The sequence below is a fragment of the Sporosarcina sp. ACRSL genome (assembly GCF_022346605.1).
In the GTDB taxonomy this organism is placed as follows: Bacteria; Bacillota; Bacilli; order Bacillales_A; family Planococcaceae; genus Sporosarcina.
Genome location: NZ_JAKRNT010000013.1, coordinates 57,632 through 69,264 on the forward strand (window position 1 = coordinate 57,632; position 11,633 = coordinate 69,264).

At 43.4% G+C, this 11,633-nt stretch carries 11 protein-coding genes; 5 read left to right on the top strand and 6 right to left on the bottom strand.

The features are described 5' to 3' along the window. Window positions 1-12 precede the first annotated feature (12 nt). Window positions 13-1,431 (bottom strand): Na+/H+ antiporter NhaC, encoded by a 1,419-nt coding sequence (gene nhaC / locus MHZ92_RS17895; RefSeq protein ID WP_239433078.1) that lies wholly within the window; start codon window positions 1,429-1,431, stop codon window positions 13-15. Between the two features lie 571 nt (window positions 1,432-2,002). Continuing rightward, window positions 2,003-2,905: an acetamidase/formamidase family protein gene (locus MHZ92_RS17900; RefSeq protein WP_239433079.1), complete on the bottom strand. Its 903-nt coding sequence runs from the start codon at window positions 2,903-2,905 to the stop codon at window positions 2,003-2,005. 145 nt (window positions 2,906-3,050) lie between these two features. On the opposite strand from MHZ92_RS17900, the gene MHZ92_RS17905 reads away from it, so the two are divergent. From MHZ92_RS17905 to MHZ92_RS17915, 3 genes are all read left to right on the top strand, one after another. Beyond that, window positions 3,051-3,524 carry a DinB family protein gene (locus tag MHZ92_RS17905; protein WP_239433080.1) on the top strand — a complete coding sequence of 158 codons (474 nt, stop codon included), beginning with the start codon at window positions 3,051-3,053 and terminating at the stop codon, window positions 3,522-3,524. A gap of 171 nt (window positions 3,525-3,695) precedes the next feature. Next, complete coding sequence (locus MHZ92_RS17910; RefSeq protein ID WP_239433081.1) at window positions 3,696-5,309, top strand: catalase; 1,614 nt, start codon at window positions 3,696-3,698, stop codon at window positions 5,307-5,309. A gap of 384 nt (window positions 5,310-5,693) precedes the next feature. Further along, window positions 5,694-5,960, top strand: coding sequence for a hypothetical protein (locus tag MHZ92_RS17915; RefSeq protein WP_239433082.1), 267 nt, complete (start codon window positions 5,694-5,696; stop codon window positions 5,958-5,960). A 55-nt stretch (window positions 5,961-6,015) separates the two neighbouring features. Here MHZ92_RS17915 and MHZ92_RS17920 read toward each other — a convergent pair whose 3' ends face one another. Together MHZ92_RS17920 and MHZ92_RS17925 are read right to left on the bottom strand one after the other, a co-directional pair. Continuing rightward, window positions 6,016-7,032 (bottom strand): phosphotransferase enzyme family protein, encoded by a 1,017-nt coding sequence (locus tag MHZ92_RS17920; RefSeq protein ID WP_239433083.1) that lies wholly within the window; start codon window positions 7,030-7,032, stop codon window positions 6,016-6,018. Continuing rightward, entirely contained in the window at window positions 7,019-7,384 is a 366-nt protein-coding gene (locus tag MHZ92_RS17925) for a nuclear transport factor 2 family protein (RefSeq protein ID WP_239433084.1), read from the bottom strand. Before MHZ92_RS17925 ends, MHZ92_RS17920 begins: the two co-directional genes overlap by 14 nt. 188 nt (window positions 7,385-7,572) lie before the next feature. Here MHZ92_RS17925 and MHZ92_RS17930 point away from each other — a divergent pair, with 188 nt between their 5' ends. Together MHZ92_RS17930 and MHZ92_RS17935 are read left to right on the top strand one after the other, a co-directional pair. After that, the gene (locus MHZ92_RS17930; RefSeq protein WP_239433085.1) at window positions 7,573-7,914 is read left to right on the top strand and encodes an ATPase; all 342 of its coding nucleotides are present in this window, start codon (window positions 7,573-7,575) and stop codon (window positions 7,912-7,914) included. Between the two features lie 286 nt (window positions 7,915-8,200). Continuing rightward, window positions 8,201-9,853 (top strand): alkaline phosphatase, encoded by a 1,653-nt coding sequence (locus MHZ92_RS17935; RefSeq protein WP_239433086.1) that lies wholly within the window; start codon window positions 8,201-8,203, stop codon window positions 9,851-9,853. A 51-nt stretch (window positions 9,854-9,904) separates the two neighbouring features. Here MHZ92_RS17935 and MHZ92_RS17940 read toward each other — a convergent pair whose 3' ends face one another. Next, entirely contained in the window at window positions 9,905-10,510 is a 606-nt protein-coding gene (locus MHZ92_RS17940; protein ID WP_239433087.1) for a response regulator transcription factor, read from the bottom strand. Then, a complete protein-coding gene (locus tag MHZ92_RS17945; protein WP_239433088.1) occupies window positions 10,507-11,631 on the bottom strand; it encodes a sensor histidine kinase in 1,125 nt (374 codons plus the stop codon). The genes MHZ92_RS17940 and MHZ92_RS17945 overlap by 4 nt, the downstream gene beginning before the upstream one ends. Between the last annotated feature and the right edge of the window lie 2 nt (window positions 11,632-11,633).

Genomic DNA, 11,633 nt, shown 5'->3' on the forward strand with positions numbered 1-11,633 from the left:
AAATTACCTTACTCATAACGACACGGCTCCTTCAGTTTTTATTTCATTTTTCTTATCGTAGCTCTTCTTCGTAATCGTCCAGCCTGTGAAACCGAAAATGATATTGATAAGTGGGACTAAAAACGCAAAGAATGTAAAAGGAATAAATTCTCCTGGACTGACACCTAGAATGCCTGCTGCAAAAATTGCAGGAACACTCCATGGGACAAGGTTAATGCCGACCGTACCTGCCGCTTCGACACATCTTGAAAGGTTTTTCGTATCGATTCCTCTCTCTTTATATGTTTGGACAAATGTTCTTGCTGGTAAAATAATCGCTAAAAATTGTGCTCCACTTGCAAATGCCACGACAAAAGTCGAAAGAATGGTCGTGCTAATTAACGCTCCCGTTGAACGAACGCGGGCTATCATTGTTCTTGTGACTACTTCAAAAGATCCCGTTTCTTCTAGAATCCCTCCTAAAGCAGTGGCAATGATTAAGATTCCAATTGTCCCCAACATAGATAAAAGACCACCATTATTTAACAAAGAGTCCACCGCAGCTACCCCAGAATCCACTGAAAATCCGCTCGTCATTACCTGCGCTATTGAGGAAACGGAAAAGCCCTGAACGATTACTGCAAGTACAGCCCCTAAAAGTCCTACAATCGTTAACGCTGGAATGGCCGGTATACGCATCATCATCAAAATAATTGTAAATACAGGCACTAGCAACAACAGTGGGTGAATGGTAAAGACACCTTCTAGTCCTGTTTTGAGTAGTCCAATACCATTCGTGTCCACAGCATGAGTTGCTGAACCTGAACGACCTACAATCCAATACAAAATAAGTGAAAGGACAAATGCAGGAATCGTGTCCCACAGCATGTGCTTTATATGGCTGAACAAATCTGTTTCAGCCATAGCAGGAGCGATGTTTGTCGTATCGGACAACGGCGATAATTTATCACCCAAATAAGCCCCCGAAATGACTGCCCCCGCTACAAGCCCCGGAGTAAATCCCAACCCCTCTCCAATCGCCATGAAAGCAATCCCGATTGTCGCAATGGACGTAAATGAGCTTCCTAATGTCATCGATACAATTCCAGTAATGAGGGCCACAAGCGGAATAAACAATGAAGGTTCAATGATCGATAAGCCATAGTAAATCATCGTTGGAATCACACCGCTAGCAATCCAAGTTCCAACAATAATACCGATAATCAGTAAGATAAAAACAGCGGGCAGTGCCCGGGATACCCCATTGACCATCATTTTTTCGATTGTCTCCCAACTCCAACCACAAATTTTCGCAACAACTGCAGCAGCAATCACCCCAATGAGTAACGGGATATGCATTCCAGCTTTCCAAACGAAAATCGATGAAGCTGCCGCGATTACTAATGCCAATATTGGGATAATTGAAAGTCCAAAAGTCATTTCTTTTTTCATGTATGACATCTCCTTCTTAAAAATAAAAATAAAAAAAACCCCATCCATCCCTTGGAAAGGGACGAAGGAGTTCTCCGCGTTACCACCCTACTTGATGGACCTATACTAAAACGGCCATCCACTTCATGTCAAATTGAGAAAAACCGAAGGCGTACTTCACCCTGATTGCTGCCTGAATTTTCACCACCCATCCAGTCTCTTGTTGCTGCACACAATCGAATTACTGCACCATCTCTCAATATCTATGTAATTGAAATACTTCTACGTAAAAGTAATTGTATTGAATCTTATCATGCTCAGCTAGGAATTCAAGTCTTTTTTTATCAAAAGTCAAATACTTATTTATTCGAATTGTTCAAGAATTGTTTGGGTGCCGTGCAACATACATTTATGACTATTTAATAAAAAGAATAATTATTCAATATAGATTACCATAAACACTAATTCTACAACAACTTTCTATTCAAATTATACAATTGTATTGTATTGACTGAATAGTGTGTTGCACAGGCACCAAAAAAGGCGAGGAGGAATCCCTCGCCTGTTGATTTAGTTAATATGGTCATCCTCTTTATTCAAAAAAAGAAACGTCCAGCTTTTCCAACAACCATTTCGGTACGACAAATCTTGCCGTCATGAGCGGATCGACGATTTGACAAATTTCCGATTGGCCGACCGCGCTCATGAGCATCGTCACTTCGCTAACGGGCATCCCAGACTTCTCGGCAATGCGTTCGATCATTTCGACAGCCGCTGTTTTTGCGGCTTCATCCAAAGTCGGTGCCGAGACGATTTGTGTGAATGCCTCATCGTTTTCAAGCATCGGATGGCGCAACGAAGTTCCTTTAATGACGTCAAGCGTCACAGTCACTTCCCCTTCAACCTCAACGCCAGAGACGCTTACTTCACCGTCGCCCATCGCAGCATGCAAATCGCCGAGCGCAAACAAAGCACCTTCCGCGAAAACCGGGAAGTACAATGTCGCCCCTTCTGTCACCATTTTATTATCCATGTTGCCGCCATGAGCGCCTGGAGTTCCACAGTTCACTCCTTCCCCTTCCGGAGCAACGCCGATGACGCCAATCATTTTATTCACAGGGATTTGCAAGTCATTGAAATGGACATGGCCATCTCGGATCGGCAAAATTTTGGATTCCATTTTCGAAAGTGCATGCCCCATGACGCCTAGTTCCGGACCAACGACCATGACACCTTGGTCGCCGATGTCGATCTTCTCGATTTTTACTTTCAATATATCCCCCGGTTCAGCACCTTCGATATAAAGCGGTCCTGTAGCTGGATTTATTTTATTCCAATCGATCGCTGTCACTTCTGTTTGCTCCGATTGAAGTTGGTTTTGAAAACAGTCGTACGTTTGAATCGTCACCGTCGAGCCTGCTGGAATCTTTCGGATCGGTTCGTGTGTTTTATTGAAATCGTAAATGATTCCTTCCCTGTATCCAACCTTTGTCATTTTCCTCTATCCCCTTCCATTGCAATTTCCATGAGTATACTAAACTTCCAAACCTTCTTCTAGCTTGTAAAACCGATTCAACTTACATGACACCGTATTTTCCTTTGACTATACTTGATGGGATAAAGTAAAAGGAGTGATCCATATGTATCGGACAGTTGAAGATTTTATTCAAGATTGGACTGCCTCTGCAGAAGGGACATTGAATGTCATTAAGGCAATCACGAACGACAGATTGGAACAATCGATCGTCGAAGGGCATAGCTCCCTCGGCTGGCTTGCATGGCATTTGACAGGGTCTATCGGATTCTTTGGAGGGATGGCTGGTCTTACAACAGAAGCACCTGACCATTCACAGCCAATCCCGACGGACGTTGAGGAAATTGTGGCAACTTATGAAAAGGCGATGAATTCCATCAAATCGGATGCGACAAAATTAACGGATGAATCGTTGCTTGAAGCCGTGCCCGCGTTCGGAACGGAAATTCCTAGAGGAAATCTGTTACGCACACTTATCGACCACCAAACCCACCACCGTGGCCAAATGACCGTCCTTCTTCGTCAAGCTGGACTTAACGTGCCTCCTGTTATGGGACCAACGAAAGAAATGCAATCATAATGTTTCACTTACGATAAAATCGGATAATGAAACGGTAAGCCCTTTGAAGGATTCCTTCGGAGGGTTTTTTCGTCTGTAAAGGGGTTAGTTTCACCAAGTGAATGGGAAGGTTACTAGTATGATCCCTTACGTGGATGCAAAGGGAAATACACCTTTCAGGAGGATTCGATAATGAAGGACGATCGCAAAGGCAATGTTCAAAATTCAGCGGATATGGAAGATGACATGACATTGACGAACCGGCAAGGGCATCCTGTGACGAATAACCAGAATTTACGGACGGTCGGCAACAGAGGACCTGCCACTTTAGAAAACTACGATTTTATTGAGAAAATAAGTCATTTTGACAGAGAACGTGTCCCCGAACGGGTTGTGCACGCGAGAGGTGCTGGAGCCCATGGCTATTTTGAGGCATACGGGACAGCGGGTGACGAACCGGTTTCGAAATACACGAGGGCTAAGCTGTTTCAGGAAAAAGGAAAGCAGACGCCTGTCTTCGTCCGTTTTTCGACCGTTATTCACGGCGGCCATTCGCCTGAGACGCTCCGTGACCCGCGTGGATTTGCAGTCAAATTTTATACAGAGGACGGCAACTGGGATTTAGTCGGCAACAATTTGAAGATCTTCTTCATCCGCGATGCGGTTAAATTCCCGGACATGATTCATGCGTTCAAACCCGATCCGATTACAAATATTCAAGACAGTGAACGTTTCTTCGACTTTTGTGCAAGCTCGCCTGAATCGTTCCATATGGTGACGTTCTTATATTCTCCTTGGGGCATACCGGCAAACTACCGCCAAATGCAAGGGTCCGGAGTGAATACGTATAAATGGGTCAATAGCGATGGCGAAGCAGTTTTGGTCAAGTACCATTGGGAGCCGAAGCAAGGGATTAAAAACTTAACGCAAAAAGAGGCGGAGGAAATTCAGGCAAAGAACTTTAACCATGCGACGCAGGATTTGTATGACGCCATCGAGCGCGGCGACTATCCGGAATGGGAGCTCTTTGTGCAAATTATGAGCGACGACGAGCATCCCGAGCTCGATTTCGATCCGCTTGACGATACAAAACTGTGGCCGAACGACCAATTCCCATGGCTCCCTATCGGCAAAATGGTGTTGAATAAAAACCCGGAAGACTACTTCACGGAAGTTGAACAAGCTGCATTCGGGACAGGCGTGCTCGTGGACGGACTCGATTTCTCGGATGATAAAATGCTGCAAGGGAGGACCTTCTCCTATTCGGACACACAGCGTCACCGAGTTGGAGCAAACTACCTCCAATTGCCGATCAATGCACCGAAAAAACGTGTCGCTACTAATCAAAGCGGTGGGCAAATGCAATACAAAGTCGACCGAGCACCCGGTCAAAATCCGCATATTAACTACGAGCCTTCCATTTTAGGAGGACTACAGGAATCCAAGCAATCCGGTAAAGAGCATCAGCCATATGTGGAAGGAAAACTCGTCCGGGAATCAATCGGCCGCAACGATAACACGAAGCAGGCCGGGGAAACATACCGTGCGTTTGAAGACTGGGAAAAAGATGAACTGATTTCGAACCTAGTGAACGACCTCTCCAAATGCGACCCGCGCATCCAAGAAAAAATGATTTCCCTCGCTGAGGAAGCAGACGACGAATACGGCCGACGTCTAAGAGAGGGATTGGAGAATGCGAAACAAGAAAGCTCCAACCTAGGAGAAGGCGCCCCCCTCGGCAACAAAGACGGAGAAAAAGCACCAAAGTCCGCCGAGAAAAAAGGACATAAAGCCGATCCGTATTAAGTAGTATTCAGCGGTGCCCTTTCAGAGGTGCCTGTGCATCGTACATTTATGACAATTCAACAAAAAGTATAAAAATGCACCAAATAGCCAATGACACTTGATTTCATTGGCTTTTTAATTTCTTTTTATACAATTGTAGTGTATAGTCTGAATTGTGTCGGTGCCTGTGTAAGATTCATTTATGACTATTCAACTTGAAGTATATAAATACACATAAAAGCCAATGATTGCTTGACTTCATTGGCTTTTTAATTTCGTTTATGCAATTGTAGTGTATAGTCTGAATTGTGTACTGCACAGGCACTAAGAAAGAAGCACCATGAGAGAAGAAGTGCATAAAGAAAGAGTTCGACCCCAGTTCTAAATCCGTGCGGGTGTCATAAAATGAATGGATTCGACGTTCAAAATACGGATAAAGGGGACAAGAATATGTATTCCATTCATTTCTATGAAAACAACACGTACGTACTCAATCAAGCGTTACGAATCATACCTACAGTCGATGAGAATGTGAGAATTAAAGGACGGAACGGAAAAGTGGTCAATGTGCAGGAGATGGGGGACAATACGTATTTCGTGTTTGTCGAGTTTGAAAAAATCGTCGTGAAAAACAAAACTGCGCCGAATGATTTGAAACGGAAAAAACGATAACTATTCTATAAAAATAAGGCCAGCGATTGGAAAGAATCGTTGGCCTTTCACTTTATTATACTTCAAAAAGATGTTTCACCTTTTCAAGCTCATCTATATATGGAACAATACAGCCTTGAATATTGCCTTTCAATTGTTCCAGTTTTTTAGCTTGCCACTCAAGCATTTCAGCTGTATTCCATTTCGAAACAAATAGTGAATACAAATAGATTTCGCGCATTTGCAGACAGACAAGCAGCTGGTCATACATTTCAAATGTGAGCGGCCTGCTTGTTCTGTAGCCTTCTAGAAAAGCTGTCAGAAACTCGACCGGAAAGTTGACTTGCTCCGGGTTGAAAGAAGTTCCTGTCCATAATGCATGATAAATGGATACGGCCAGATCTTGAGCAAAAAAATGAAAAGTGCAATCGTCAAAATCAAAGAAGATCATTCCATTTTCATTTACATGAAAATTACCTTGATGAAGGTCATTGTGGACCAGCCCAAACGTCAGCTGCTCCCTTCCCCACGAAAGCATGTCATCCAAAAGGCTTTCCCGTCTATCTTTCAGCCACTCTGCATCGCTAACGTTTCCCTTCCACCCACTGTCCCAAAAAGCTTTCCGGTTCACATGGCTCATTTGAACAGTATGCATGACGCCAATTTGTCTTCCCCATTCATGGAAGAAATCTTGATTCCATTCATTCGGGTCCGTCAAATCAACCGGTCGGCCTTCTGTATGTTCGAACAAGACAAGCCAATAGTCGCTGTCTAAAGCCTCGAATTCAATGATCTGCTCATGCCCCGGAATCTGGATCGGCTTCGCAACGCGAAGCCCCGCCTTATTGAGCACAGAAATCCAATCAAGCTCTTCCTCAATTTCTTCTCTCGTTCGTCTGATGCAAGGACTGAGCCGTGCGACGATTTTATCATCCTTACACGTAATGGAGAAAACTTGGTTATGGTATCCATCAGACGCCGGTACAATGTCGATCACTTCCGACTCTAACAGTGCCGCCAGCTTTTCCACTATGAACTGTCCCTTTATGAATGTCATTTCTTCATTCCCCATTACGTCTTCAAAACATGCCATTTTCGTTCGGGGATTCTTCCGGCACCGGTTGGCCGACATCCCACATTTCCACAATCTTGCCATTAGAAAAACGGAAAATATGGACAACCGCTGCCCCAAGGTCCTCCGGTTTTTGTTTTATATGGGAATAAACCATCACGTTGTCTCCCTCTTCAATCGACAGCTTCACTGTTAGCGTTTTACTCGGACTCCTTCCATCATTCTCTTTCATCGCTTGCTTCAATGATTCCGCATCCCCTGGAAAATACGGATTATGGTGCCGTAAATCCGTACTGACGTACTTCTCATAAGCTTCGTCAATCTTCCCAGCAACGATGAGTTGAAGAAAATCCACTGCTTTATTTTTATTCATCTCCGATTAACATCCTTTCGTAATAGCGCAATAATTATATTTTACCATCATTACAACTGCCCAATCATTTTAATAGCTCGTCTAGTATTTTCAACTATTACGTTACATTTGTTTATTCACACTTCCGAGAGCCGAATAGAATGACACTATAATCTGCAGATTAAATAATCTCAGAGGAGGTGTTATAAATGCCATTCACTACTGGACCGATTGAAAATACTGGGAACCAACCAGCAAATGCAGCTAGAGTTCGAGTCAAAATCCTCAATCTGACAGGTGGAACACTCACTGGTACTGTACGAGTCTTCAGATTAAACGGGACAAGACAACTAATTTCATCTACTAACTTTAGCGTAAATGCGAATGCTTCTACTCTTATCACTCGGAATTTAGGAGGGTCACCAGAGTATGAAGTGGAAATTCTTCCGAACCAAAACGGTGGTTTGTTCTCTGTTTGGGGACTAACAGCCGCTAATCAGATCATTGCGGCACAACGCGTTCTACACTCTGAATTGACGCAGATTCGATAATCGTTTCATGAGTCAATCACGTAAGTAGGTGCTTGAGAGGGCCATTCCAAGAGTCTTTCCTGATTTTTGGGATAAGCCCTCTCTTTTTTGTATAAACTAGTAGCTCATTAGTAATATTCTCCGCAAAACCGATAAGTCCTCTTCCTCAGAAGAACAAAAGTAAATGAGAAAAAATTCATATTATTAATTTTTTTAACGAATCATTTACATAATATCCATATCAAATTAATAAACATCCTCTACGATGGGTGATGAGTTTACTACTTCCAGTTAGGGGGATTTCAACATGAAACAAGGATTTAGAAGAAAAGCAGTAGGCGTCTCAATGGCTGCCGTTGTAGCTTTTTCCGCATTAGGTTTTAGCTACAGCAATATTACTGAGGCGAAGAACAACAAGAATGAACCTACGAATGTCATTATGATGGTAATGGATGGAACGAGTGCAGGTGCTACATCACTCGCAAGATGGTACAAAGGTGAGAACCTTGCAATGGATGAAATCGTTATCGGAGGCGTTCGTACGCATTCTGCCGAGTCAGCAATCACCGATTCCGCTCCGGCTGCAACTGCTTTGGCGACGGGCCATAAGAGTAATGATAAGATTGTTGGACTTCTTCCTGAGTTAGTGAATACACCAGGTGTCGAAGCGGTTGAACCGGAGGATGCCTTCAAACCAGTTGCGAATGTATTAGAGGGCGCAAAATTGCAAGGTAAGGCAACAGGCATCATCTCTACATCCGAAATTCAACATGCTACTCCTGCGGGCTTCTCTTCTCACGTAACACACCGCAGCAACTACCAGGATATCGCTGAGCAACAAGTGTATCAGGAAATCGATGTTGTTCTTGGGGGAGGAAAAGAGTCCCTATTACCTGGCGAAGCAAGAAATTCCCGAGTTGACGGTGAAGATTTAACTAAAGTCCTTGATGAAAAGGGATATGACTTTATTGAAACACGTGATGAGCTATTACAAACAAATTCAGATAAAATTTGGGGATCCTTTGCTCCTTCAGCTCTCGCTTATGACTTTGACCGTGAAACAACGAGCAATCATGAACCAACTCTTGCTGAAATGACGAAAAAAGCAATCGATACTCTTTCTAAAGATGAAGATGGTTTCTTCCTATTTGTTGAAGGAAGTAAAGTGGACTGGGCGGCACACGCAAATGATCCGATCGGCATCATCAGTGATGTACTAGCATTTGACGATGCAGTAAATGAGGCATTGGAATTTGCGAAAAAAGATGGAAACACAATGGTGATCGCAGTGAGTGACCATGGAAACAGCGGAATTACGATGGGGAATATCAACACAAATGGCAACTACTCTACACTTCCGGTTTCGGCTTATGTCGATCCTTTGAAGAAAGCAACAATGACAGTTGAAGGTGCTTTAAAGCAATTGAACGATGATCGTTCCAATATGAAGGAAGTTGCTGAACTATATGGTTTGGACAACCTGTCTGAAGAAGAAGTCGAAGCATTAAAAGCTTCAAAATCTCTACAATCGGATATGACGAAAATGCTTTCGAACCGTGCAAACATTGGCTTCTCGACTGGCGGTCATACTGGTGAGGATGTCTTCCTTTACGCCTATGGACCATCCAAACCGACTGGTTTAGTGGAAAACACGGACCTAGCGAAATCGATGGCCAACTTCTTAGGATTTGATCTGAATAAAACAACGGACAAGCTTTTTGTTAACGCAAAAGAGGCATTTGAGAATAAGAGCTATCAAACGCGCATTGATGTGACAGATGAGAACAACCCGGTATTTATTGCTGAAAAGAATAATATCAGGATTGAACTCCCAGTGAATAAAAACGTTGCCCATGTAACAAAGAATAACCAATCATACACGAAGACTCTAGACGGTGTTACCGTTTATAACGGGAAAGATTTCTATGTATCGGAATCTGCGTTAGATATGTCAAAATAACTAAAATCAACAGGAGTCAGCCAACGAAAGATATGTTGGCTGACTTTCACTTTAAATCCATCCTTTTTCCACCGCAATCTGCACCGCTTCCGTTCGTGATTCCACTTCTAACTTTTGAATGGCTGAGGAGACGTAATTCCGTACCGTCCCTTTGGTCAAAAATAATGTTTTGCTGATATCTTCCGTTGTTAACCCTTCTTTTGTGAGGCGAAGTACTTCTGTCTCCCTTTCGCTAAGGGGGTTTTTCTCTTGCATGAATAGAACTGCAGACAGATCCGTACTAATGACTCGCTCCCCCTTCATGACCCGACGGATGGATTCAATGAGGAAATCAATCGGTTCATCTTTCAATAAATAACCTTCCACTTTAGCATCCATCGCTTTTTGCAAATAGCCTGGACGTGCAAATGTGGTGACGATGATGATTTTACAAGGCAATTGGGCAGCACGGACTTTTTGAGCGACTTCTAACCCGCTCAATTTCGGCATTTCAATATCCAAAATACAGACGTCAGGAAGAGTTTGCTCGATGGTATCGTATGCGGTTTTTCCATCGGAGACGGCTGCAATCACCTCGATATCCTTTTCAAACTGTAATAATGAAGTGAAGGCGCCGCGAACCATTTGCTGATCTTCCGCAATGAGTATACGAATCATTCGTTGACTCTCCTTTCGTGATGGCTTATAGGAAGAATGAGCGAGACGACAGTGCCTCCCGTTTCGCCATCTTCAACAGTAGCCGTACCAAGCAGTGCCTGCATCCGCTCTTTCATCGATTGCATGCCCATCCCGCTTTTTACATTTTGTAAACCGATTCCGTTGTCAGCGACCTGAATCGCGTATGCATTATTTACCATCGATAGTCTAATGAGACAATGAGTCGCCTTGCTATGCTTGATCACATTCGTCACCGCTTCGCGTAATGAAAGACTTAGCATCGTTTCTTCTACACTTGAAAGCAGTGGCGGCTTTTCCTCTTCTTCTATTGTTGCTTCCACTCCGGCTTGAGAAAGAATCGATCTAACCTGTTCAACTTCTTTCTCCAACGAAATGAATTTCATTTCAGAGACGAGTTCTCTCACTTGCTTCAGTGCAATTCTTGACGAGGAGAGGATATCCATTAACTCCTTTTTGGCCTGTTCCGTGTCATGGTCAATCCATTTGGCACTGAGCTCACTTTTTAGTTTGATCATCGTTAATGTTTGACCTAATGTATCGTGAAGATCTCTTGCAATACGATGTCTTTCTTGTTCTTCGATATTCTGCTGCTCCAACTGATGATTGACGACTTGCAGCTCATCATTCAACTGAAGGTTTTTCTCCCGTATGTAAATTAGTAGCGGAAAAACCATTTGCAGAATCATAATGGGGAGAAGGGTAAAATGTTCCCAACTGTACTCGGCATTCAAGTTTATGAAGAAAACAGTTAGGAACATAGCTCCAATCGCCGCTATTCCGATTCCCCGATGCCAGTGACTCGTTGCCCTTCCTAATAGATCTGCAAAAATAAACCCGAAAAGCAATATAGTCGGAGTCAAGAGCACACCGAAGACAGTAAGAATCGCGACACCACCTAACACAGCAAGCAGCAGTCGTCCGTCCCGGTGCCATAAGGCAATATAAAATGAGAAGAGGAAGAAGGCTAATAAAACTAGGCGGGCAGGCAATCCTAAAACACTTTCTGATTCGAGGACGCTAAAAATCAGGAAAACAAGAGATATTACGTCAATGATCAAATAGTGCTTCATTTGTTCTTTAGGATAAATCCGTAGTTCCATAC

Coding starts and splice junctions, on each gene's coding strand:
- MHZ92_RS17915 (WP_239433082.1), top strand. CDS start 5,694: ATGAATGGATTCGACGTTCAAAATACGGATAAAGGGGACAAGAATATG.
- MHZ92_RS17945 (WP_239433088.1), bottom strand. CDS start 11,631: ATGGAACTACGGATTTATCCTAAAGAACAAATGAAGCACTATTTGATC.
- MHZ92_RS17920 (WP_239433083.1), bottom strand. CDS start 7,032: ATGGCATGTTTTGAAGACGTAATGGGGAATGAAGAAATGACATTCATA.
- MHZ92_RS17910 (WP_239433081.1), top strand. CDS start 3,696: ATGAAGGACGATCGCAAAGGCAATGTTCAAAATTCAGCGGATATGGAA.
- MHZ92_RS17905 (WP_239433080.1), top strand. CDS start 3,051: ATGTATCGGACAGTTGAAGATTTTATTCAAGATTGGACTGCCTCTGCA.
- MHZ92_RS17925 (WP_239433084.1), bottom strand. CDS start 7,384: ATGAATAAAAATAAAGCAGTGGATTTTCTTCAACTCATCGTTGCTGGG.
- MHZ92_RS17935 (WP_239433086.1), top strand. CDS start 8,201: ATGAAACAAGGATTTAGAAGAAAAGCAGTAGGCGTCTCAATGGCTGCC.
- nhaC (WP_239433078.1), bottom strand. CDS start 1,431: ATGAAAAAAGAAATGACTTTTGGACTTTCAATTATCCCAATATTGGCA.
- MHZ92_RS17930 (WP_239433085.1), top strand. CDS start 7,573: ATGCCATTCACTACTGGACCGATTGAAAATACTGGGAACCAACCAGCA.
- MHZ92_RS17900 (WP_239433079.1), bottom strand. CDS start 2,905: ATGACAAAGGTTGGATACAGGGAAGGAATCATTTACGATTTCAATAAA.
- MHZ92_RS17940 (WP_239433087.1), bottom strand. CDS start 10,510: ATGATTCGTATACTCATTGCGGAAGATCAGCAAATGGTTCGCGGCGCC.